20 protein-coding genes and 2 pseudogenes are annotated in these 22,605 nt (G+C 72.6%); 12 read left to right on the top strand and 10 right to left on the bottom strand.

The features are described from left to right. Nucleotides 1–114: 114 nt before the first annotated feature. Nucleotides 115–969, top strand: a complete 855-nt coding sequence (locus FXF50_RS11570) for an aldo/keto reductase (RefSeq protein ID WP_148427210.1) — start codon at nucleotides 115–117, stop codon at nucleotides 967–969. A gap of 46 nt (nucleotides 970–1,015) precedes the next feature. Here FXF50_RS11570 and FXF50_RS11575 read toward each other — a convergent pair whose 3' ends face one another. Continuing rightward, complete coding sequence (locus FXF50_RS11575; RefSeq protein ID WP_255509994.1) at nucleotides 1,016–1,852, bottom strand: helix-turn-helix transcriptional regulator; 837 nt, start codon at nucleotides 1,850–1,852, stop codon at nucleotides 1,016–1,018. 102 nt (nucleotides 1,853–1,954) lie between these two features. On the opposite strand from FXF50_RS11575, the gene FXF50_RS11580 reads away from it, so the two are divergent. Then, entirely contained in the window at nucleotides 1,955–2,704 is a 750-nt protein-coding gene (locus tag FXF50_RS11580; protein ID WP_148427211.1) for an SDR family oxidoreductase, read from the top strand. A 65-nt stretch (nucleotides 2,705–2,769) separates the two neighbouring features. Next, the gene (locus FXF50_RS11585; RefSeq protein WP_148427212.1) at nucleotides 2,770–3,753 is read left to right on the top strand and encodes an aldo/keto reductase; all 984 of its coding nucleotides are present in this window, start codon (nucleotides 2,770–2,772) and stop codon (nucleotides 3,751–3,753) included. Between the two features lie 51 nt (nucleotides 3,754–3,804). Here FXF50_RS11585 and FXF50_RS11590 read toward each other — a convergent pair whose 3' ends face one another. Continuing rightward, the gene (locus FXF50_RS11590) at nucleotides 3,805–5,349 is read right to left on the bottom strand and encodes a hypothetical protein (RefSeq protein WP_148427213.1); all 1,545 of its coding nucleotides are present in this window, start codon (nucleotides 5,347–5,349) and stop codon (nucleotides 3,805–3,807) included. A 179-nt stretch (nucleotides 5,350–5,528) separates the two neighbouring features. Further along, nucleotides 5,529–6,035 (bottom strand): GNAT family N-acetyltransferase, encoded by a 507-nt coding sequence (locus tag FXF50_RS11595; RefSeq protein WP_148427214.1) that lies wholly within the window; start codon nucleotides 6,033–6,035, stop codon nucleotides 5,529–5,531. Nucleotides 6,036–6,170: 135 nt separating this feature from the next. Between FXF50_RS11595 and FXF50_RS11600 the strand changes: the two genes are divergently transcribed. Genes FXF50_RS11600 through FXF50_RS11610 form a run of 3 tightly spaced genes read left to right on the top strand, consistent with a single transcriptional unit; the run spans nucleotide 6,171 to nucleotide 8,615 of the window. Continuing rightward, nucleotides 6,171–6,725 (top strand): NADPH-dependent FMN reductase, encoded by a 555-nt coding sequence (locus tag FXF50_RS11600; protein WP_148427215.1) that lies wholly within the window; start codon nucleotides 6,171–6,173, stop codon nucleotides 6,723–6,725. 28 nt (nucleotides 6,726–6,753) lie between these two features. After that, nucleotides 6,754–7,764, top strand: a complete 1,011-nt coding sequence (locus FXF50_RS11605) for an ATP-binding cassette domain-containing protein (protein ID WP_148427216.1) — start codon at nucleotides 6,754–6,756, stop codon at nucleotides 7,762–7,764. Next, nucleotides 7,761–8,615, top strand: a complete 855-nt coding sequence (locus tag FXF50_RS11610; protein ID WP_148427217.1) for an ABC transporter permease — start codon at nucleotides 7,761–7,763, stop codon at nucleotides 8,613–8,615. Before FXF50_RS11605 ends, FXF50_RS11610 begins: the two co-directional genes overlap by 4 nt. Before the next feature lie 103 nt (nucleotides 8,616–8,718). Here the strand turns inward: FXF50_RS11610 and FXF50_RS11615 are convergent, their stop codons facing one another. Continuing rightward, a complete protein-coding gene (locus tag FXF50_RS11615; RefSeq protein ID WP_148427218.1) occupies nucleotides 8,719–12,012 on the bottom strand; it encodes an AAA family ATPase in 3,294 nt (1,097 codons plus the stop codon). A 153-nt stretch (nucleotides 12,013–12,165) separates the two neighbouring features. Between FXF50_RS11615 and FXF50_RS11620 the strand changes: the two genes are divergently transcribed. Together FXF50_RS11620 and FXF50_RS11625 are read left to right on the top strand one after the other, a co-directional pair. Continuing rightward, nucleotides 12,166–12,387, top strand: a complete 222-nt coding sequence (locus tag FXF50_RS11620) for a hypothetical protein (RefSeq protein WP_148427219.1) — start codon at nucleotides 12,166–12,168, stop codon at nucleotides 12,385–12,387. A gap of 1 nt (nucleotide 12,388) precedes the next feature. Beyond that, nucleotides 12,389–12,709, top strand: a complete 321-nt coding sequence (locus FXF50_RS11625) for a GYD domain-containing protein (protein WP_148427220.1) — start codon at nucleotides 12,389–12,391, stop codon at nucleotides 12,707–12,709. Between the two features lie 34 nt (nucleotides 12,710–12,743). Here the strand turns inward: FXF50_RS11625 and FXF50_RS29810 are convergent. Together FXF50_RS29810 and FXF50_RS11635 are read right to left on the bottom strand one after the other, a co-directional pair. Continuing rightward, a pseudogene (locus FXF50_RS29810) lies at nucleotides 12,744–12,941 on the bottom strand (ATP-binding protein); the annotation flags it as partial. Between the two features lie 19 nt (nucleotides 12,942–12,960). Continuing rightward, nucleotides 12,961–13,941, bottom strand: a complete 981-nt coding sequence (locus FXF50_RS11635) for a DUF5937 family protein (protein ID WP_148427222.1) — start codon at nucleotides 13,939–13,941, stop codon at nucleotides 12,961–12,963. A gap of 114 nt (nucleotides 13,942–14,055) precedes the next feature. Here FXF50_RS11635 and FXF50_RS11640 point away from each other — a divergent pair, with 114 nt between their 5' ends. Continuing rightward, on the top strand, nucleotides 14,056–14,562 hold the full coding sequence (locus FXF50_RS11640; RefSeq protein WP_148427223.1) for a tetratricopeptide repeat protein: 507 nt from the start codon (nucleotides 14,056–14,058) through the stop codon (nucleotides 14,560–14,562). Nucleotides 14,563–14,588: 26 nt separating this feature from the next. Here FXF50_RS11640 and FXF50_RS11645 read toward each other — a convergent pair whose 3' ends face one another. Continuing rightward, nucleotides 14,589–15,434: a helix-turn-helix transcriptional regulator gene (locus tag FXF50_RS11645; protein ID WP_148427224.1), complete on the bottom strand. Its 846-nt coding sequence runs from the start codon at nucleotides 15,432–15,434 to the stop codon at nucleotides 14,589–14,591. A gap of 100 nt (nucleotides 15,435–15,534) precedes the next feature. Here FXF50_RS11645 and FXF50_RS11650 point away from each other — a divergent pair, with 100 nt between their 5' ends. Both FXF50_RS11650 and FXF50_RS11655 read left to right on the top strand, forming a co-directional pair. After that, on the top strand, nucleotides 15,535–16,299 hold the full coding sequence (locus tag FXF50_RS11650) for an SDR family oxidoreductase (RefSeq protein WP_148427225.1): 765 nt from the start codon (nucleotides 15,535–15,537) through the stop codon (nucleotides 16,297–16,299). 245 nt (nucleotides 16,300–16,544) lie between these two features. After that, nucleotides 16,545–17,114 (top strand): hypothetical protein, encoded by a 570-nt coding sequence (locus FXF50_RS11655; protein WP_222866048.1) that lies wholly within the window; start codon nucleotides 16,545–16,547, stop codon nucleotides 17,112–17,114. A gap of 174 nt (nucleotides 17,115–17,288) precedes the next feature. Here FXF50_RS11655 and FXF50_RS11660 read toward each other — a convergent pair whose 3' ends face one another. The 3 genes from FXF50_RS11660 to FXF50_RS11670 form a co-directional block, all read right to left on the bottom strand. Next, complete coding sequence (locus FXF50_RS11660; protein WP_148427226.1) at nucleotides 17,289–19,535, bottom strand: hypothetical protein; 2,247 nt, start codon at nucleotides 19,533–19,535, stop codon at nucleotides 17,289–17,291. Between the two features lie 315 nt (nucleotides 19,536–19,850). After that, nucleotides 19,851–21,173 carry an AAA domain-containing protein gene (locus FXF50_RS11665; RefSeq protein ID WP_148427227.1) on the bottom strand — a complete coding sequence of 441 codons (1,323 nt, stop codon included), beginning with the start codon at nucleotides 21,171–21,173 and terminating at the stop codon, nucleotides 19,851–19,853. A 104-nt stretch (nucleotides 21,174–21,277) separates the two neighbouring features. Beyond that, the gene (locus FXF50_RS11670) at nucleotides 21,278–21,865 is read right to left on the bottom strand and encodes a TetR/AcrR family transcriptional regulator (protein WP_148427228.1); all 588 of its coding nucleotides are present in this window, start codon (nucleotides 21,863–21,865) and stop codon (nucleotides 21,278–21,280) included. A gap of 47 nt (nucleotides 21,866–21,912) precedes the next feature. Between FXF50_RS11670 and FXF50_RS29815 the strand changes: the two are divergent. Beyond that, a pseudogene (locus FXF50_RS29815) lies at nucleotides 21,913–22,461 on the top strand (GNAT family N-acetyltransferase); the annotation flags it as partial. Nucleotides 22,462–22,605: the final 144 nt, after the last annotated feature.

Raw genomic sequence — 22,605 nt, forward strand, 5'->3', positions numbered from 1 at the left:
CCCGGCCAGGGCCGTGACGAGCCGGACCGAGCGGGTAGAGAAGCCTGGTGGCAGGCCCGGCGCCGCGCGTGGAAGCGTTCCCGGGCACCCCGGACGATCGGAGATGAGGCTTCCATGGCCCCGAACAGCGTTCCCGACATCCCGCTCAACGACGGCAACACCATCCCGCAGCTCGGCTTCGGGGTCTTCCAGATCGACCCGAAGGACACCGCGCAGGCCGTCGGCACGGCGCTGGAGGTCGGCTACCGGCACATCGACACCGCCGAGATGTACGGCAACGAGGCCGAGGTCGGGCAGGCCGTCCGCACCTCCGGGCTGGACCGGAGCGAGGTCTTCGTCACCAGCAAGCTGAACAACGGCTTCCACCGCCCGGACGACGCCCGCAAGGCGTTCGAGTCCAGCCTCCAGGCGCTGAAGTTCGACTACCTCGACCTGTTCCTGATCCACTGGCCGCTGCCGACCCTTTACGACGGCGACTTCGTCTCGACCTGGAAGGTGCTGGAGGAGTTCCAGCGCGACGGCCGCGCCCGGTCGATCGGCGTCTCCAACTTCCAGGTGCCCCACCTGGAGCGGCTGGCCGCCGAGGCGACGGTCGTGCCGGCGGTGAACCAGATCGAGGTGCACCCGTACTTCCGCAACGAGGAGGTGCGCGCCTACGGGAAGGCGCACAACATCCTCACCGAGGCGTGGTCCCCGATCGCCCAGGGCAAGGTGCTCGACGACCCGACCATCGTCGACATCGCCGAGGAGGTCGGCCGGACGCCGGCGCAGGTGGTGCTGCGCTGGCACGTGCAGCGCGGCGACATCGTCTTCCCGAAGTCGACCACCCCGAGCCGGATCGAGGAGAACTTCCGGATCTTCGACTTCGAGCTGGACGACGCGTCAATGGATCGGATCAACGGCCTCGACAAGGGCGAGGCCGGCCGGCAGGGGCCGAACCCGGACACCTTCGACTACGTGCCCCGATGAGGCGCCACCGCGATCGGGGCCCGGCCGCCGGGCCCCGATCGCGGGTTCAGGAGTCGACCCGCTCGGCGACCCGGCGGAACGCGGCCTGGGTCGGCGAGCCCGGCGCGGGGACGTAGACGATGAGCCGCTGGTCGGTCTCCGGCACGTGCAGCACCCGGCACTCGAACTCCAGCGGACCCAGCTCCGGGTGGGCCACCCGCTTGACCGTCGGGCGCCGCTCCCCCACCTCGTGCTCCGCCCAGAGCGCGGCGAACCGCGGTGAGAGCCCGAGCAGCTCGGTGACCAGCGCGGCCAGCGCCGGATCGGCCGGATAGCGGCCGTACGCGGCCCGCAGGTCCGCCACGGTGGTCCGCGCGAAGCGCAGCACTTCCGGGTCGGCCCAGTGCGACTCGGGCACCGTCGCGCCGAACATCCAGCGGACCATGCTCCGCTCGCCGGCCGGCACCGCCGACAGGTCGCCGACGAACCAGGCGGCCAGCCGGTTCCAGGCCAGAATCTCGTACGCGGCGTCGACCAGGTAGGCGGGCGTCTCCGACATCGCGTCGAGCAGGTGCCGCATGCCCGGCGACACCTCCCGGCCGGGCCCGGTCGCGTCCGGCGGGGCCTCCCCGGCGACCCGGAACAGGTAGGCCCGCTCGTCCCGGGTGAGCAGCAGCGCCCGGGCCAGCGCGGCGAGCACCTGCCGGGACGGGTGCGGGCCGCGCCCCTGCTCCAGCCGGATGTAGTAGTCGATGGACATGCCGGCGAGCTGGGCGACCTCCTGGCGGCGCAGGCCCGGCGTGCGGCGGCGTACCCCCTCGGGGAGGCCGACCTCGGCGGGGCGCAACCGGGCGCGGCGGGTGCGCAGGAAGTTCGCCAGTTCGTCGCGGCGCAGGGTGCTCACGGCCCCAAGCCTGCCGCATCGCCGGCCGCCGGAGGTGGTACCGCCGGTACCAGCCTCGGCGGACCTCTCCCGCCGGCCCGCGACCGGCGGCAGCCTCGAAGAATGACGACGACGATCGCCCTGATCACCGGGGCCAACAAGGGAATCGGCCTGGCCACCGCCTGGCAGCTCGGCGCGCGCGGGATGACCGTGCTGGTCGGGGCGCGCGACGCCGCGCGCGGCCGGGAGGCGGCGGACAAGCTGCGCGCCGAGGGGGTGGACGCCCGCTTCGTGCCGCTGGAGGTCACCGACGCGGCGTCGGTCGCCGCCGCGGCTGAGCTGGTCGAGCGGGAGTACGGCCACCTGGACGTGCTGGTCAACAACGCGGGCATCGTCCGGGCCGACGGTGCCGGGCTGCCCAGCCAGACCACCCTGGACACGCTGCGCGAGGTGTACGAGACCAACGTGTTCGGCGTGGTCGCGGTGACCAACGCGCTGCTGCCGCTGCTGCGCCGGGCGCCGGCCGCCCGGATCGTGAACGTCTCCAGCGAGGTCGGCTCGATCGCCGTGATGACCGACCCGCAGGGCGCCCTGTTCGCGCTGACCTCGATCCCCTACCCGTCCTCGAAGACGGCGCTGAACATGATCACCGCGATGTACGCCAAGGAGCTGCGGGACACTCCCATCAAGGTGAACGCGGCCAACCCCGGCTACTGCGCCACCGACCTCAACCACCACAGCGGGTTCCGTACCCCGGAGGAGGGCGCGGAGGTGAGCGTGCACCTGGCGACCCTGCCGGCGGACGCGCCGAGCGGCCTGCTCTGGGGCTACCAGATGGACGCCGGCGGCGGGTACGGCGTGCTCCCCTGGTGAGCGGTTGACTTCGAGCGCACTCGAAGGTGGAGGGTTGGTGGCACCGTTCTGACGGGGAGGAATCCATGCGATACCGCATCATCGGCACCGACCCGGCCACCCGCCGCGAGGTCAGCGTGCTCAGCCTCGGCGCGATGCTCTTCGGCACCGCCACCGACGAGGCCACCTCGTACGCCATCCTCGACCGGTACGTCGAGGCCGGCGGCACCTTCATCGACACCTCGGACAACTACGCGTTCTGGCACAACGGGGGCCAGGGCGGGGAGAGCGAGGAGCTGCTGGGCCGCTGGCGGCGCAGCCGCGGCGTCGGCGGCGAGGTGGTCATCGCCACGAAGCTCGGCGCCCGTCCCCTCGCCCCGGGCACCAGCTACCTGGACAACGCCGAGGGCCTGTCCGCGAAGGTGATCCGCGAGTCGGCCGAGCGCAGCCGGGAACGGCTCGGCGTGGACCGGCTCGACCTGCTCTACGCGCACATCGAGGACCACACCGTGCCGCTGGAGGAGACGGTCCAGGGCTTCGCGGAACTCGTCGCCGAGGGCACGGTCGGCCTGCTGGGCGCCAGCAACCACCGCGCCTGGCGGGTCGAGCGGGCCCGGGCGCTCGCCGCCGCGGCCGGCCTGCCCGGGTACGAGGTGCTGCAGTACCACCGCAGCTACCTGGCCCGGCGACCGGACGTGCCGAGCGAGCTGGACCCGGACGGCGACGTCGGCTGGGTCGGCCCCGACCTGGCCAGCTACCTGCGGGCCGAGCCGCGGCTCACGCTGGTGGCGTACTCGCCGCTGCTCAAGGGCGCCTATGCGAAGCCGGAACGCCTCGGCGAGGAGTACGCCCTGCCGAGCACCCCGGCCCGGCTGGCGGCGCTGCGCGCGGTGGCCGACGAGACCGGGGCGACGGTCAACCAGGTGGTGCTCGCCTGGCTGCTGGGCGGCGACGTGCCGGCGATCCCGCTGGTCGGCTTCTCCTCGGTGGCGCAGCTGGAGGAGAGCCTCGCGGCGGTCGACCTGGAGCTGACCGCGGAGCAGCGGGCCCGGCTCGACACGGCCCGCTGACCCCGGCCCTGGTCGGGCGTGCCCCGCACGCCCGACCAGGCGTTCGCGTGCTCAGCCCGCTGGGAACGGGCGCAGCCCGATGTCGACTGTCACCGTGCCGCTGGACGGGACGCTGACCCGCTTCGCGGCGGCCGCGTCGGCGACGCCGTCGTACCAGCCGGCGTAGTCGGCGAACCCGCCCCACTGCCAGCCGACGGTGATCGTCTGCCGGCCGAGCACCCGCGCCTCGTACCGACCGTCGTAGTCCCACGCCGACCCGACCACCTCACCGGTGGCGGCGTTGTGGAACGTCAACGTGGCGCTGACCGGGCGTCCCGCCGGGTTGGTCAGCCCGCCGGTCACCAGGGTGCCGCGCTTCAGCGCCGGGCTGTAGGTGGTGCTGCCGCCGGCCCGGACGGTGACCGGCTTCGCCTGGCCCCGGACCGGCACCCCGCCCGACCACTGAAGGGCGTGGTCGGACGTGGTGAACAGCAGGGGCCAGCGGTAGGGGCCGAGCCAGTCGATCCGGTAGGTGCCCTGACCGTCCAGGTAGGTGCCCCAGCTGAGGTAGGACAGGCCGGAGGAGTGGGCGAGGGAGACCTCACCCGAGGTCACCGGCGCGCCGGTGGCGGCGCTGGTCACGGTGCCGGTGATGGTTCCGGCCCGGTCGAGGCGGACCGGCGGGACCGTGACGGTCCGGCCGGCCGCGAGGGTGACGGCGCGGGCCTTCGCCGGGTCGCCGGTGCCGCCGCTGGCCCCGACCCACTGCGCGCCGTACGGCGAGCCGCCCGTCGGACGGACGAACAGGTTCCAGGATCCGGCCTCGACGTTGTCGAGCCGGAGGCGTCCCGTCGCGTCGGAGCAGGCGAGCGGGCCGACGCTGGGCAGTTCTCCGGTGCCGGCGGGCGCGACCGTTGCGCACGCTCCCGCGACCGGCGCGCCGGTGGCGGCGTCGACGACCGTCGTCTCGACGTGGGCGGCGGGCGTCAGGTCGACCACCGCGGTGGCGGTGTCGCCCTCGACCACGGTCACCTCGGCGTCGGTGGCCAGGTGGTTGCCGTCCTCGCTGTAGACCCGGATCGTCTGCGGGCCGGGCACGAGCCGGGGAATGGTCAGCTCGGTGTCGTCGCAGTTGCCGCCGCGGCCGTCGGCGTACGCGCAGACCCGGGTGATCGGCGCGCCCGTGATCGCGTCCCGCGCCCGCACGGTGAGCGGGCTCGGCGGGAGCAGCCGCTCGGCGACGTCCGTCGTGCCCCCCGCGGTCACGCGGAACGCCTCGGCCTGGGCGTAACCGGTCGTCCCGGGCACCCACTGGCGGAGCCCGTCGTCCGGCAGGTCGGGGTCGTAGTACGCCGGAGTGATCCTGATCTTGTAGTCGTTGACCGGCACCTCCACGCTGAGCTGCCCGGACTCGTCGAGTTGCAGGTATTCGGAGTGGCTGTCGTCGGTGGCGACCAGGTCGACGGCGCCGCGGGCGGCTGCCCCGTCGGGCTGGGTCACGGTGAGCCGGAGCAGGCCGACATCCTGCTCCTGCGTGGCGGAGGCGGCGGTGGCCGGTAAGACGGCGGTCAGAACCGCGGCGGTGAACATGGCGAGACTTCGGCGTGCGACGGACACAGGGATCCCCTCTCCGGTGCGCGCACGGGGACCCGCGTGGCAACCGACGAGACACGCCCCCGTGCGTCATGTGCCGCCGGCAGCGTAGGGCGACCGGCCGGTCGCGCACTGTCCGAGACCCGGCACCCGGCGGCGGTGCCGCACCCCCCGCGCGAAGAGGCATATCGGTCGTGCCCGCTTCATCCCTTCCCCGTCAGCTCGATGCGCCAGTCGTTGGAGCGCATGAGGTGCCCCGGCGGGTATTCGAACTCCGTCTCGCCGAGCAGCGTGAACCCCGCCTTGCGGCACACCGCGTTCGACGCCGGATGGTCCACCGACGGGTAGGCGTGCGCGAAGCGCCGGTCGCCGTGCGCCGCGGCCTCCGCGATGAGCGCCCGCACCGCCGCGCTCGCCAGCCCCCGCCCCTGGTACGCCGGCAGCAGCGCCCAGCCCATCTCGTAGACCGGCTCGCCGCGCCACTCCCGCGCCCAGTAGCCGACGCTGCCGACCTTCGTCCCGTCGGCCAGCCCGACGGTGAACATGTGCCCGCTGCGCGGGCCGGGGCCGCGCAGGTAGCGCTCGTGCCGGGCGAGCACCTGCTCGTCGGTCTCCGGGCCGCCCGTGTGCGCCCGCACCTCCGGCGCGTTGAGCTGCCGCAGCAGCGCCAGGTCGTCGGCGCTCCACCGCGCGAGGCGTACCTCCGTCATGCCGTTCCCCTTCCGATCCGGCGCCGATTGAAGCAGCCACCCCCGACACGCGCCGCCGCCAGATCCGATCTGGCGGGCTGTCGGCCGGCGTCTGGCGCCTGTGGGTCGAGACCCGACACCAGCGGGGAGGGGAGCATGGCGCCGTTGCGACTCGCCGTGATCATCGGCAGCACCCGGGAGGGGCGGATCGGCGACCGGATCGGTCGCTGGTTCGTCGCGCAGGCACGCCGGCGCGAGGGCGTGGACGTGACCGTGCTCGACCTGGCCGGCTACGACTTCCCGACCAGCCTGCCGGCCGAGCCCACGGAGGCGATGCGGTCGTTCGCCGAGGAGGTGAACCGCGCGGAGGCGTTCGTGGTGGTCACCCCCGAGTACAACCACAGCTTCCCGGCCTCGTTGAAACAGGCGATCGACTACGCCTACGACGAGTGGCAGGCCAAGCCGGTCGGCTTCGTCTCGTACGGCTGCCGGTCGGTCGGCCTGCACGCGGTCGACCAGCTGCGGACCGTGTTCACCGCCCTGCACGCGACGACCGTGCGGGACACAGTCGGCGTCGACCTGCTCGACGGCGAGCCGACGGGGCGCGCCGAGGAGCAGCTCCGGCAGGACGTCCGGGTGCTCCTCGACGAGCTCTGCTGGTGGGGCCTGGCGCTGCGCGAGGGCCGCGCGGCGCGCCCGTACGTCTCCTGAGCTACACCGACGAAGAGAGGTAGTGATCATGAGTAACCGGAACACCGGCCCGGCCGTCGAGGCCGACGGGCTGGTCCGGTCGTTCGGCTCGACCCGCGCGCTCGACGGCCTGGACCTCCAGGTCCCCGCCGGCACCGTCTACGGGCTGCTCGGGCCGAACGGCGCCGGCAAGACCACCGCGGTACGGGTGCTGGCCACGCTGCTGCGCCCGGACGGCGGGCGGGCCCGCGTGTTCGGCCACGACGTGGTCGCCGAGGCGGACGCGGTCCGCGCCCGGGTCAGCCTGACCGGCCAGTACGCCTCGCTCGACGAGGACCTCACCGGGCCGGAGAACCTGGTGCTGCTGGGCCGGCTGCTCGGGCTGGGCCGGCCGGCGGCCCGGCAACGGGCCGAGAGCCTGCTCGCCGCGTTCGGGCTGACCGAGGCGGCCGGGCGGCAGGTGAAGAAGTACTCGGGTGGGATGCGGCGGCGGATCGACATCGCCGCCAGCATCCTCAACACCCCGGACCTGCTCTTCCTGGACGAGCCGACGACCGGGCTGGACCCGCGCAGCCGCAACCAGGTCTGGGAGATCATCCGTGCCGTGGTCGCGCACGGCACCACGGTGCTGCTGACCACCCAGTACCTGGACGAGGCCGACCAGCTCGCCGGCCGCATCGCGGTGGTCGACCACGGTCGGGTGATCGCGGAGGGCACCCCGGGCGAGCTGAAGTCGTCGGTCGGCTCCGGCACCGTCCACGTGCGACTACGCGACGCCGGGCAGCGACCCCGGGCCGAGCAGCTGCTGCGGGTGACGCTGGGCGTGCCCGTGCAGTTGGCGGCGGACCCGGTCGTGCTCACCGCGCGGGTCGGCGAGGACGGCACCGACCTGGAGGCCGGCGAGCAGGCCGCGCGCGCCCTCGGCGAGCTGGCCCGGGCCGGCATCGTGGTGGACGACTTCTCCCTCGGCCAGCCGAGCCTGGACGAGGTCTTCCTGGCCCTGACCGACCACCCCGCCGTGACCGACGAGCGGGACGACGAACTGGAGGCGGCCCGATGAGCGACACCGCGACCACGACCGGGCGGCCGCCGTCCGTCTACGTGCCGTCCGCCGAGGCGCTGGCGACGGTCCTCGCCCCCGGCGAGCGGCCGCCGAGGCCGGGCGCGCTGTCCGCGTCGCTGACCTTCGGCTGGCGGGCCATGCTGAAGATCAAGCACGTGCCGGAGCAGCTCTTCGACGTGACCGCGTTCCCGATCATCATGGTGCTGATGTTCACCTACCTGTTCGGCGGCGCGCTCGCCGACAGCCCGCGGGACTACCTGCAGTTCTTCCTGCCCGGCATCATGGTGACCAGCGTCGTGATGATCACCATGTACACCGGCGTCGGCCTGAACAACGACATCGAGAAGGGCGTCTTCGACCGGATCCGCACCCTGCCGGTCTGGCGGCCCGCCGCGCTGGTCGGCATGATCTTCGGCGACGTGCTGCGCTACGTGCTCGCCGCGCTGGTCATCCTCGGCGTGGGCCTGGCGCTCGGGTTCCGGCCCGGCGGCGGGCCGCTCGGCGTGCTCGCCGGCATCGGCCTGCTGGTGGTCTTCTCGTTCGCCTTCTCCTGGGTGTGGACGTTCTTCGGCCTGGTGCTGCGCAGCGAGAAGTCGGTGATGGGGGTCAGCATGATGGTGCTGTTCCCGCTGACCTTCCTGAGCAACGTCTTCGTCGACCCGGCCACCATGCCGGGCTGGCTCCAGGCGTTCGTCAAGGCCAACCCGGTCACCCACCTGGTCGCGTCCGTACGCGCCGCGATGGCCGGGTCCACGGACGCCACGAACACCCTGTGGCTGCTGCTGTGGAGCGCCGGGTTCGTGGTCGTCTTCGGCACGCTGACCATGTACCGCTACAACCGCCGCTGATCTCGGGTTGGGGGCGCCGTCGCCCGGCGCCCTCGACCCGGGCGGTGTCGTCACCCACCGCCTCCAAGCTGGACGGTGCACGGCGTCCCCGGCGTGGGCGGCGTCAGAGGCGCCAGGGCACCGGCTCGGTCGGCAGGTAGCGGCAGGTGCCCCCGGTGGTGACGGATTCGCGCAGGTGCGCGCCGAGCACCGGGTGGCGCTCGTCGATCCGCCGCAGGGTGTCCCGGATCCGGGCGGTCACCGCCTTGCGGGCCCGCTCCGCCTGGTCGCCGAGGCGGCGGCTGCGCCCGGCCAGCCCGGCGGCGGCACGCAACTGGTCGAGCAGCGCGGCACGCTCGGCGTCGAGGGCGGCCAGCCTCGCCGCGTCATCGCGTACGGCGGCCCGGTCGATCTCGTCGTCGAGCCGCCGCAGGTGCTGCCGGTAACGGGCCTTCGCCTCGTCGTCGAGCACCGGATCGCCGCCGAGCCGGCGGGCGGCGACGAGTTCCGGGCCGGCGGCCGGGTCGAGCAGCTCGACCGCGGGAACGTCGACGCCGGGCCGGCCCAGCAGCAGCCGCAGGTCGTGCAGGCCCTTGGCGTCGGGCAGGTGCACCACCGTGCCGCCGTAGGCGAGCCGCCACACGGCCCCGTCCCGCCGGAACTCCGGCGCGACGACCAGCTCCGCCTCGGCGGCCCGGTGACTGCTCACGATGCCGGAACCGGCCGAGCCGTCGGCCGGGTGACCCGCTCCGGCTGGTGCCGGCACCGCAACGGCGAGGCCCGCATCCTGTCGTCGTGCCACGGGCTCGGGTATGACGGGAGCCGGGTCGTCGAGTTCGCCCAGCCGGTGCAGGACCTGGGTCATGCCGAGCGCCCGCGCCTCGGCCGCCGTGTCGGCGCGCAGCCGGGCCGCCGTGGCGGCGTCGCCGGGCCGCCCCCGCGCGGTCAGGGCGGCCACCAGCCCGGCCCGGCTGAGCAGCGACCAGGGTCGGGCGCCCATCCGGTCGGCGGCGTCGCGGGCCGCCGTGTAGCCCGCGACCGCGTCGTCCCAGCGCCCCTCGGCGGCGTCGACGGCGGCAAGCCAGAGGTCGACCGGGCCGCTGATGTCGCAGCCGAAGAGGGCGGCCAACCACCGGCCCCGGTGCGGCTCCAGCGCCGCCCGCGCCTCGGCGCAGCGCCGCGGGTCGCCGCTCGCCGCCGCCGCCTGCGCCCGCAGCCGCACCCACAAGGGCGACACGGGCCGCGGGTACGTGGTGCCGGCCGCCTCGATCCCGGCGGCGAGCCGCAGCACGGTTTCCGTGTCGCCGCGCTCGGCGGCCGTGATGGCCCGGAGCAGCTCCAGTTGCGGGTGGCCGGCCGCCTCCGGCCCGTCGAGCAGGGCCTCGGCCCCGGCGAGGCGGCCCCGGAGCAGCAGCAGGCACCAGCGCAGGTGCTGACCCATGAAGGCGTGGTCGGAGTGCTCCCACTCGCCGTACCCGTCCATCTCGGCGAAGTGCGTGTCGGCGGCGGCGAAGTCGCCGCGGAAGCCGGCGATGATGCCGCTGTCGATGGCCGCCCCCATCCGGTGGCGGGCGACGTCCGCCTGCCGGCAGCCGGTGACGAAGGCGGTGAGCTCGTCGTGGTAGCGCGGGTCGCCCAGTTCCAGCAGCGCGACCCAGCGCAGCGAGGTCGCCCACAGCTCGGTCTCGCGGTCCCCGGTCCGGCGGGCCACCTCGCGGATCTCGGCGGTGACCACGGCCCGGTCCTCGGCGGTGCCGAGCCCCCAAGTGGTGTCGTGCCGGGCCCACAGGCTGAAGGTGAGCGCCTCGTCGTCGCGGCCGTGCCGGGCCAGCGTCTCGGTGGCGGTGATCAGGTCGGTGACCAGGGCCCTCGTCCCCCGGCCCGGCTCGGGCTCCCCGATCAACCGCCGGTACGCCTCGCCGACCAGCGCGTCGGCGCCGACACGGCCACGGGCGGCCGCCTCCTGCCGGTGGGCGGTGAGCGCGACGCGGGCCAGCAGCGCCGGCTCGTCGAGCGGGCGGGCCAGCGCCGCGGCGTCGACGAGCAGCCGCTCGGCCTCCTCCTGGCCGCCCACGTGCGTGAGCAGTTGGGCCAACTCCAGCAGCACCTTGACCCGGCGGTCCGGCTCGTCCGCGACCTCCAGCGCGCGGCGGAAGTGCTGCGTCGACTCCTCCACGGCCAGCCGGCCGCTGGCGTCGCGGGCGGCGGCGACCAGCAGGTCGACGGCGCGCGCCGGGTCGAGGTCGGCGCCGGCGAGCCACGCGTGGCGGGCCAGGTCGGCCGGGATGAGCCGCTCGGCGAGCGCCGCCGAACGGTCGACGGCGCGGACCACGGCGGCGTGCCGGGCACGCCGCTCGGCGTCGGCCAACCCGTCGTAGAGGGTCTCCCGGACCAGGTCGTGGGCGAAGGCGAACCGGCCGTCGCCCCGGGGCAGCACGAGCCGGGCGGTGGCCGCGCGGTCGAGCAGCCGGTCCACCTGCGCGGCCGGCCCGGGCAGGCAGGCCGCGAGGACCTGGCGGTGGAAGTCGCGGCCCAGCACGGCGGCCACGGTGAGCGCCTCGACCACCGGGGCGGGCAACTGGTCGAGCCGGCGGCGCACCGCCTCCCGTACGCCGGGTGCGATGGTGGTGGCCAGCCCGTCGGTGTGCCACAGCCGGGCGGTCTGCTCGACGAAGAACGGGTTGCCGCCGGTGCGCCGGTGCACCTCGTCGACGAGGTCGGCGCCGGGTTCACGCCCGGCGGTGCGGCGGATCAGCGCGGCCACCTCGTCGCGGGCCAGCCCGGTGAGGGTGATGGTGGTGGCCTTCGCGGTCAGCGGCAGCAGCAGCGGCCGGAGCCGGTGGTCGCCGGACTCGACCTCGGCGTCGCGGTAGGTGCCGACCAGCAGGAGCCGCTCGAACCAGGTGTGCTGGGTGGCGAACTGGAGCAGCCGCATCGAGGCCGGGTCGGCCCAGTGCAGGTCGTCGAGGACGACCACGACCGGCCGGGGCTGGGCGACGGCCACCAGCGCCGTGGTCACAGCGTCGTGCAGGGCGAACTCCGCCTGGCCGCCGTCGTCGGCGGGCTCGTCGCCAACCGGGTCGGCGCCCTCGCCGAGCAGCGCCGCGAGCCCGGGCCCGGCGGCCTCCTGCGCCCGGGCCCAGTCGTCCGGCCGGCGGCCCAGGCGGCGCAGCACCTGCACCCAGGGCCAGTAGCCGGGCGCGCTGTCGGAGTCCCAGCAGGCCGCGCCGAGCACCAGCGCCCCGCGCCGCCGGGCCTCGTCGGCGGCGGCGCTCACCAGCGTGGTCTTTCCGATGCCCGGCTCGCCGGCGACCAGGACCAGGCCGCCGTGGCTCGCGGTCACCCGGTCCACTTCGGCGCGCAGCAGGGCCGCGGGGTGCTCCCGCCCGATGATCGCCTCGCCGAACCGCGGCTCCATGACTTCCCGACGGTAGTCGACCGGTCCGACAACGCGGGGAACGCGCACCCCGCTGACGCCGGCACCCGGGGGCCGCCGCGCCACGTCCGTACCACGGGCTCGGGCCGGGTCAGAGTCATGACTAGCGGTAAAGGCAGCGGGTAACCGCGGCCCATGGGTAGCCACAAGCAGAACAAGCACGATCCGGGCGGCGAGTCGGCGCGGGCGGGGCGGAACCCGGGCAGCGGCGCCCGGGGTCGCCAAGGCGAGGGGATGGAACGTCCGGGGAAGCGGCACCAGTTGCACACCGCCACCGGCGCCGCGAGCACCGAGCGGGACCACGGCCGAGCCAAGGTCGAGGGCGCGCAGCGCGTGCAGCGGCAAGGCAACCGTTGAGATGCCCGCGTTCCTGCTGCGGTCCGTCTACACGGCGGAGGGGATCGGCGGGCTGACCCGCGACGGCGGCACCAAGCGCGCCGAGGTGGTCCGGAAACTGGTCGAGGACGCCGGCGGGCAGTTGCTGTCGATGCACTTCGCCTTCGCCGACGACGACACGTACGTGCTGTGCGACCTGCCCGACCACCGCACCGCCGCCGCGCTGGCGATGCGCATCGGCGCGGCTCGCGGGCTGCGAACCCGGGTCACCCCGCTGCTGACCCCGGCCGAGGTCGACGAGGCGACCCGGACGCGGACCGACTACACGCCGCCGGGCGACTGAGGCTCAGCGAAGGTACGCCGACGGGCGCGGGTGCTCACCCGCGCGCCGCGGCGGGCAGCGTCCGGGCCGGTTGGGCGGGGACGGCCGCGCCCGGGGACGGCAGGGTCACCCTCACGACGAGCCCGCCGCCGTCCCGGGGATGGGCGTGCACGGCGCCGCCGTGCGCCTGGGCCACCGCCCGCACGATCGACAGGCCCAGCCCGAAGGCACGCCCGGCGCCGGCCCGGTCCCGCGCGCCGCTCGGCTGAGCCCTAACTGTCGCGCTGACGGAGTGCGGCTTCGCCGAGCGGTGTACGCCGATAACGGATCTCGTGCCGGTGTCGTTCCCCGGCGACGAACCCGGCGTCGCGCAGCACCGACAGATGCTCGGACACCGTCCCGCCGGCCAGCGCGTGGCGGTGGGCCAGCGTCGTCGTGCTGGCCGGCTCGTCGAGGCTGACCAGCAGCGCCGCCCGAGTTCTGCCGATCAACCGGCCCAGAGCCGCATGCCGATCGGTGGACAGAGGCTGCCAGAGCGTGCCGAGCCCACGCGCCGGGTAGATCACTGTGGGCTGCCACGGCGGATCCACGATGACCACCACCTGATCCCACTTGAAGGCGCTGGGCACCAGGGCGAGCCCTTCGCCGCGCAGGTCGCGATGCTCGTCGTCGCCGTACTCGCGGGTCAGCACGCCGTTGTTCCAGCGCAGCCGTGGATGTAGCTCGGCGAACAACCGGTCGAGGCCGCCTTCGGCGAGACGCCGGGTCTGGAAGCCCACATCGGCGTCGAGCAGCCCGCGTACGTGCGGCCAGACGGGTTCGACCAGGATCTGCCATGCCCGCTTCACACGTGAGACCAGCGTCTGGAGAGCAACGGCCGGGTCGCCCAGCAGCAGCCGTCCGGTCGCCGACTCGGCCGCCCCCGGGGTGTCCCCCAGTGACCGTCGCACCTCCGCGCGTACCCGATCGTGGTCGGTGGCCGCCACGGCCGCGAGCTCGTCGTCGAACCGGGCGTGGGGGCTGACCGGAGGCGGCGAGAGGAAGTCGGGGGTGTAGCCGCGACGCGGCTGGAGCAGGGCGATCGGCCGCAGGTCGAGTTCCCGCGTGTCGAGGGTGTCGAGCCAGCGGCGGTGGGGGCCGACGCCTTCGCGCGGGGAGAGCAGGCGCACCGCAGACAGCGTCTCGAACATGGGCGAGATGGCGAAGCGGCAGCGCAGCAGGTCGGCGGGGCTGAACCGCAGCGTGACCGCCATCCGCACCACCTTCCCGGACGACGAGATTCGGCCGTCGCCGAATCAGTCGCGGCCACGGTATCAGCGCTCGCAGAGTGTCTCCCGTCCGAACCGACGATCACGAGGAGAACGACGATGAACCCGAGCGCCGACTGGGAGCAGCGCAGCGCGGACCTGTGGGCGGCCTTCAACGCGGCACCCGACGGCTGGGACGAGGAGGAGTTCCGCTCGCGGGTCGGCGTCCTCGCCGACGAGTTGGGGCCGGATCATCCGGTGGCGGCGTTCGAGCGGGCCTGCGCCTGGGACTCGACCGGTCATTCGGACAAGGCGGTGCCGCTCTACCGCAGGGCGCTGGAGCTGGGCATCGACGGCATCCGCCGGCGGCGCTCGGTGATCCAGATGTCCAGCTCGCTGCGGAACACGGGGCAGCCCGAGGAGAGCGTCCGGCTGCTGACCGAGGAGCGCGGGCGCGGCTCCGACGAGCTCGACGATGCGGTCAGCGCGACGCTCGCGCTGGCGCTGACCAGCGTCGGCCGGGAGCGGGAGGCGGTCGCGATCGCCGTCGGGGCGCTGGCCAGGCACCTGCCGCGCTACCAGCGGTCGATGGCCAACTACGCCCGACTCCTGGTCGAGCCCACCTGATCCGCCGGCTGGACGAGGAGTCCCGTCTAGGTGCTGGCCGGGAAGCGCTCGTGGCCGAGCACGGCGAGCAGTTTCAGCTTCTCGTAGCCCTCGCTGCGCGGTGGCGCCGTGAGCACGAGCAGGGCCTGGGACTGGTCCTCGGTGAACAGCACCTGGCAGTCCAGCTCGATCGGCCCCAGCTCGGGGTGGATCAGCGTCTTGTGGTCCGCGAACCGCTGGGCGACCTCGTGCCGCTCCCACAGCTCGGCGAACTCCGGGCTGGCCTTCTGCAGCGCCCGCACCAGCTCACCGGCGCGCGACTGCGGCCCCATCGACCCGTACGCGGCGCGCAGGTTGGCGACCTGGGCGCGGCTCTGCCGGTCGCGGTCCTCCTCGGGATAGCGGCTCCGCTCTGCCGGGTCGGTGAACCACCGGTAGATCTCGCTGCGGGCCAGCCCCGTGTGGCCCGACCGGTCACCGAACAGCGCCTCGGCCATCCGGTTCTGCACGAGGGTCTCGCCGAGGTTGGACAGGATGAGCGCCGGGGTGTCGGCCAGCCGGTCGAGCACCCGCAGCAGCGCCGGGGAGACGTGCGTCGCCGCGGACACCGAGGCCGGCGGGTTGTGCCCCGCCACCCGGAACAGGTAGTCGCGCTCGTCGCCGGTCAGCCGCAGCGCCCGGGCCAGCGAGGCGAGCAGCTGCGGGCTCGGCTGCGGGCCGCGCTGCTGCTCCAGCCGGGTGTAGTAGTCGGTCGACATGGTGGCCAGGGCGGCCACCTCCTCGCGCCGCAGCCCCGGGGCGCGGCGGCGGACGCCGGCGGCCAGCCCGACGTCCCCGGGCTGCAGCGCCTCACGGCGGCGGCGGAGGAAGTCGGCCAGGGCTGCGCGGTCCATGATCCCAGTATCCGCCGGTCGTGCGGTCCAACCAGGGATTGCCGATCCCCCGACAACCGGTCTCTGCCCCCGCACCGCACCGGTGGGCCAGGCTCGACGCATGAACATCTCCGGAAACACGATCTTTGTCCCCGGCTCCACGAGCGGGATCGGCCTCGCGCTCGCCCTCGCCCTCAAGGCCAGGGGCAACACGGTCATCATCGGTGGCCGGCGCACCGACCTGCTCGAGAAGGTTGCCGCGGAGCACCCCGACATCGACACCGTCACGATCGACACGGCGGACCCGGCGAGCATCGAGGCCGCCGCGCAGGAAGTGCTCGCCAAGCACCCCGACCTCAACGTCCTCGTCACGATGGCCGGCATCATGCGCGTCGAGGACTGGCACCGGCCCGAGACCTTCCTCGCCTCGGCCGAGCAGATCGTCACGACCAACGTGCTCGGCCCGATCCGCCTCATCGGCGCGTTCATCGAGCACCTCCAAGCGCAGCCCGACGCCACGATCATGACGGTCTCCTCGGGCCTGGCGTTCACGCCGCTCAAGGTCACCCCCAGCTACAACGCGTCGAAGGCCGCGATCCACATGCTCAGCGAGTCGCTCCGGTTGCAGCTGGCCGACACGACCGTCAAGGTCGTGGAGCTGGAACCGCCGGCGGTCCGCACCTCGCTGCTGCCCGGGCAGGAGACCAGCGAGTTCGCCATGCCGCTCGACGAGTTCGTGAGCGAGGTCGTCGCGCTGATCGAGGCGCAGCCCGACGCCCGGGAGATCCAGGTCGAGCGGGTGAAGTTTCTCCGCTACGGCGAGGCGCGCGGCGACTACGACCAGGTGGTGGCAACGCTCAACGCCGCCGACCCTCATGGAAAGTAATCTCGGCCAGCCCCCGGTGGCGGGTGGCTCGCTTACATTCCCCCACCCCCAATGGGGCGCAGGTGTGGCGGCGAGCAGAGCAAGCTTCGCACGGGTGACCTCGTCTTCCTCTACTCCGATCACAACGTCAGTCGATGCACCTATGCGGCGCTCACCGGCAGGTGAACGAGGAGGCAGCACGGGTGCCCAGTTCGGTCGCGTAGCCGCTAGCCTCCACCCACGGGCAAACAGTTGGGAGCGGATCCGTGGAGTTGCGTGGCTACTGGCGTGAGGCCGACGGGTCGCGGGTAACCGCGGCAGAGGCCTACGCCGCCTGGGCAAGCCATGCGTACCCCCTGCTCAGCAACGTGGCAGGCACGTACCAGGGATTGGTCGTCTACGGCGATCTCGCCGAGCAAGTCCAGGTTGCCTCAGGTATCCGCACTTCGGTGCCCTTCCGGCACTGGATCGGCAAGGTCCTGTACCTGGTCGTGCTGGAAGGACACCGGCGCGGCGATCCGCCGCTCACCGCACTGGTGGTTCATCGCCATGACGGCAAGGTCGGCGAGGGCTACAAGGCAGTACTCGAAGTAGCTGGCAAGTCCCCCATCACCGACGACATCGAGCGCGAGTATCACGCGGCCGCCGCTCGCCTCGACTGCTACCGACACTTCGGTGCCGCCTTGCCCGATGAAGGTGGCTCACCAGCGCTCGCTCCAATCTTGGAAGCGCGCGTTAGGCGGCCGGCCCGATCAACTGTGCCGGCGCCTCGCCCGTCGTGCTCTAACTGCTTCGTCCAACTTCCCGTAACGGGCGTCTGCGACTCCTGCAGTTAGCCACCTGACCACAAGCTCCAGGATCGGCGTTCGACAGTGGCCTCGTGGCTTGCCTCCGGCTCGCGTCAGAAGGAATGCGAGGAGTCACCCGCAACCCTCCCCCGCGCTGAACGTTCGGCGCGGAGGAACTGCTCGCAAACCTGGAACGTTCGATAAGAACGGTCCTGCTGAGGCTCACTCCAGCACGATGTCGAGCTCCTGGGCCACATCCGAAACGATCCCCGCGACATCCTTGAGGAAGCGGTTCTGGTCCGGTGAGGCACTGACACTCGGAACTGGGGCACCCTTGTCATAGACATCGGAGGCGATGATGCGGGCGCGAACAAACGTGGATCCCGTCCCACTCTGACTGTAGGCCGCCTGCCAGCCGAGCCTGACGTCATCCTGCATCCTTCGCCGGGTCAGATCCATCAGCTTCTTGGTCACGGCATTTGATACGTCGTCGATCACGATCTGCTTCTCGTCGTCGCTCGGCTCGCCCCGGTCCCACCGCACCGGCCGCTGCAACATCAGATACACCTGTCGCTGCAACTCGAAGCGGAGGTCAGCGACCGGCTTCAGGTTGTCGTACTCGTCCGTCCAACCTTCCGCCAAGCGGCGGCTCAACGCCTTGACACGGGTCCAGTGCTCCTTGGGGGCATCCGGGTTCACATCGAGCCCGAGCAGACCCCGCCAGCGCAGGTGGAAGTTCTTCGCCGCTTCGGTTACCGCGAGGGAGAGATTCATCCGGTCGTAGACGGGCCGGCTGGGGCCAGCTTCGGCCAGATGCTCAGGGTGGGAGAGAACCTCAAGCAGCCGTTGAAACTCCTGGATCGACCGTCCACCCAGCTTCTTTTTTCCATTCAACGGCTCGTGGATGCCACCGACAAAGAACCGCGCATCGTCGAGGCGGCGACGCAGGACGCGGTCGGCAGCCGGGCCGAGTTCGTCGCCGATCGCTTTCAGCACATTCTCCACGGAGGCCAAGACATGCTCCTCCCGCGCCGAGAATGTCGGCAGGTTGTCGCCCTTGACGTGGTCGAAGTGAGTGAAGAGGAAGTGCAACTTCATGGCGTTGCCTGAGACGGCAATGCCCTTCAACGCTGCCACCGGAGCCGCCTGCATAGGCTGGGTCGCGTTGTCGACCAGCAGCACGGCGTCGACTTTCTCGAGCTGCACCGCGACCCGGGTCGAGAGAGTGGCAACCGACTTCGGAGTGTGGCCGAGACCCTCACCATCCACCAACACGAGCTTGGCCGGCTGCGCGGCCCAGTCCGGCACAAATGGACCGCTGACTCGGATCCCGTTGACGAGCGGCGTGAGCAGGCGACCGAACAGCGGTGCGTAGTTACTCGAGAATCTGGTGACGTTCTTGATGAACTCCGCCCTGTCGTCGCTGCTCCACGACCAGCTGACCGGCCAGCCCTGCCGGTTTCGCCGCAGAACGCCGACCTCCAACGTCGAGAACCGCTTCTCGATCTCGTCGATCAGAGAATCCACGATGCCGTGGAACTCGTCGGACTGCCGCAACTCGGTATCGAGGTTTTCCTCGATGTACTCGGCGACAACCCGTTCGTCCTCTTCACTGGCTTCGAACTCGTCGCGGATGGCGCCGGCATGCCGCTCGACAATCGCCCGGACCGAACGGACCGCCTTCTGGATCACCTGCTGGGTGAACTCGATGTCGACCTGGCCATACTCTGTCAGGTCGATGTCTTCACCCTCGTCGACGTCATCGTCCACGAGGTCGTCGGCGTTCGGTCCGATGGCCCGGCCCAGCACGTAGCTGAAGCGGAACCGTTGGTTGACGTGATCGAGGAGCTGCCGGACGACCTCGACGTCACCCTTTCCGTTAAAGACCGCGAGCGCGGCCGCGGACACGTTCTCGGTGAGGTAATCGATCACTTCGTCGCGAGGCGTGAACGTCACCGCCGCGCGATACGTCGGTTCCGCGCTGGTGATCAGCTCCATATCAGCAACCGTCGTCTTCGCCGTCGACGTGGACGGGAAGCGTTCAGTCTCCGGGTTGGTACCGAGAAGCTGCCGCACCACGGTCGTCTTGCCGGCCCCGGTCGTACCGAGCATCATCACGGTCTTGTAGCCGTCCGCTGCGGTCGGAAGCGGAAGCAACTCCTCGCGTACACCTGCAAAGTCGAGCTCGACGGCCTCAAGCCCCTCGTAGAAGATCTCCACCACACGGGCGTCGAACCGGGCTTCGGCGGTCACCCGAGCCGTCAACTCCCACAGGCTTGGCGTCCGCAGGATCTCATTGAGTTGCTCGACCATTCGAAACGCCTCGGCATCATCGGTCGTCCCGAGTCCCCGACGTACCCGACGGCCAGGCTTACCGGTGCCGACATCGAGCCTGCTCGGGTGCCGGAAGATGACCGACCAGCTTTCCCGGCCCTGGCTACGGCTCTTGGTGGCGGTGTAGAACTTCACGAGCCCTCCGGTTGTTCCTGCGGTGTACCGGAGGGCAGCATGACAGGTCTCGATGGAGCAGTCAATGCCAGCGGTACAACATGGGAACAACCAGGACAGTGCGCTTCGCTGGCCAGGGCCAGGGGACCACGGGGATGTCTCTGACCACAACTCAGCCTCGGACAGACACCAGCCACGTACCGGTGCGCAGTCCGCCCACCCCCCACTCTCGGCGGTCACATCGCCGCCGTCGAGAGTCGGCCGTCCCTCCGTCAGACGCCGCCCGGCGTTCCCCAACCCGACAATCGTTCCTGGGCAGCGCCCTAGCGGCCGCGGCTAGCGGGCGTGGTGCGCGGCCAGGTGGGCGAGCATGGTGTGGTTGGCCTCCCAGCCGTCCGGGAACTTCACCGGCACGTCCAGGTGCACCCGCTCGGTCGACGGGTGGGCGTCTAGCAGCTCGGCGATCCCGGCCCTCGCCACCACCACGCACGCGTGCCGGTGCCGGGACGCCAGCACGCAGAGCCGCCCCGACTCCAGGTGGAACGCGGTCGCGTCGCGCCGGCCGGAGAGCGGGTGCAGCACGATCGTGACGTCGTACTCCCGGCCCTGGAGCCGGTTGGCGGTGTCGACCGTGATGCCCGCGCCGGCCGCGCCCAGGTGCGACCGGATGGCCGCCACCTGGTCGCGGTGCGCGGCCCCGATGGCGATCCGGTCCGCGGTCACCGGCGCGCCGCCGGGCGCCGCCTCGGAGACCGCGACCGCGCCCCGCCGCAGCACCCGCAGCGCCAGCTCCGCGCAGGCCGCCGCGGCCTCGGAGTCGGTACGCGGCGTGTGCCGGGCGGGCAGCTCGTGCAGCGCCCAGCCGGCGGCGGCCGCCACGTCGACCGTCGCGTCGAAGTGGTCGCCCGGCCCCGGATCGGTGAAGGTCAGCGCCCGGTCGGCCGGCCCGGTGCCGGCGCGGAACCCGGTGAACGGGTAGAACGCGGCGGCCACCACGGGCGCGGCGGTGGCGGGCAGCCGCCAGGACACCGGCAACCGGTGCACGGGCAGTTCGGGGTTGTGCCGCAGCAGGGTGGCCACCGCCGACTGCATCGGATCCCAGGTCAGCCCGGTCCACCGCGTGGTCTCCACGGTCGAGAACGGGTCGAGCTGCCCCGGGTCGCCCACGAACAGCGCCCGCTCGAACCGCCCGGCCACGCGCAGCAGCGCGTCCGACCGCATCTGGTACGCCTCGTCGACGATCGCCCACGGCCACACGCCGTCCGCGACGGTGGCCCACTTGGCGGCCGTACCGATGACGACGGCCGGACCACCGAGGTCGGCGACCTTGGCCGCGACCCGGACCGTCTCGTGGCCCTTGACCCGGTCGGTGGGCTGGTAGTCGGTGGCGGAGAGCCGGCCGATGGGCAGCTCGGGTGCCTTGCGGGCGAGCCGGTCGATGAGGTCATCGACCTGCTCGTTGGTCTGCGCCACGATGATCAGCGACTCGCCGGCGGCGGCCAGCTCGACGGCGGCGCGAACCACGAGGGTGGACTTCCCGGCGCCGGGCGGCGAGTCGACCACCACGCCCCGGTGGTCGCCGGAGCGCAGGTCGGCCAGCACGGCGGTGATCACCCGCTCGGCCGCGACGGCCGGCGGAGCTGCCAGTTCCGCGAGCATGGACCACCCTCCCCGAGACGACTGCCGCGCCCCGCCACCATACGAGCCGGGTCCGTCAGCGGCAGCGCCGCCCGGGACCGGCCTCGTTCCAGGCCGGTCGCGGTTCAGCGGGTGAACGCGGCGAGGAAGTCGTCGACGAGTCGGGCCTGTGTGGCTGCCGGCAGCCGGTCGGGGTCGAACAGCGCCTGCACGACCAGGCCGTGCGTGAACGCCAGCACGGTCGTCGCGAGCCGGCCCGGGTCACCGTCGGGAAGCTCGCCCAACCGTTGGGCGTCCTCGATGGAGGCGCGCAGCCCGGCCCGGACGCGTTCGTAGCGGAGGGTCTGGGCGGCGAACAGGTCGGGGTCGGACAGGGCGACGTCCCAGGAGCCGACCCAGATCCGGTTCATGGCCACCGCATCGGGAGTCAGCGGGAGGATGTTGAGGATCTGCGTGCGCAGCGCCGCCAGTCCGGGTGCGGGAGCGGCCTGCCGGGGGCGCTGCGCGGTGCGTACCTCGAGGATGTCGAGGGCGTGGGCGATCAGCTCGCGCTTGCCCGCGAAGTAGTGGGTGACCAGTCCGGTCGAGGAGCCCAGGGCCGCCGCGACGGCGCGCATGGTGAGGCCGCCGAAGCCGTGCTCGGCCAGGACCTGCCAGACCGCCTCCGAGACGTCCTGGCGGCGGGAGTCATGGTCGGTGCGTGCGGGGGTCATGGCCTGTTAGCGTACCTGCCAAACGTTTGTTATGTACGGAGGCTGTGATGTTCGCGTTGCCCCTCACCGACTCGGCCGTGCTGCGCCCGCTGGAGCCCTGGCACGCCGAGGAGTTCCTCCACCACCTGGACCGGGCGCGCCAGCACATCCTGCCGTGGGTCTCCCCCGCGTTCGTCGCCCGCGACCTCGACGAGGCTCGCGCGGTACTGCGGCGCTACGCGGACAAGCGGGCCCAGGACAGCGGCGGCATCTGGGGCATCTGGCGGGACGGCCGCCTGGTCGGCGGCGTCATGTTCGTCTCCTTCGACACCGCGCTCGGCGTCTGCGAAGCGGGCTGCTGGCTGGAGCCCGGCGCGCAGGGGCACGGCCTGATCACCCGCGCCGCCGAGCGGATCATCGACTGGGCTGTCGAGGAACGCGGCATCGCCCGCGTCGAGTGGCGCACCAATTCCCGCAACGCGCGCAGCATCGCGGTCGCCCGGCGGCTGGGAATGAGCCACGACGGAACGCTGCGCCAGAACTTCCCGGACGGCAAAGGCGGACGGATCGATCTCGAGATCTGGTCCGTGCTGGCCGACGAGTGGCGGGCCCGCCGCGCCGGCCAGTCCGGCCTCGCGACCAGGGGCATGTCCGCGGAGGTGAAGGCCGAACTCGACGGGCTGATGGCCACCTTCCTGGCTGCCTTCGCCAACCCGGGCGGCGCCAGGCCGAACATCGAGGCGATCGAGGAGGTGTTCATC

The sequence above is a fragment of the Micromonospora sp. AP08 genome, from assembly GCF_008085935.1.
GTDB lineage: Bacteria > Actinomycetota > Actinomycetes > Mycobacteriales > Micromonosporaceae > Micromonospora > Micromonospora chersina.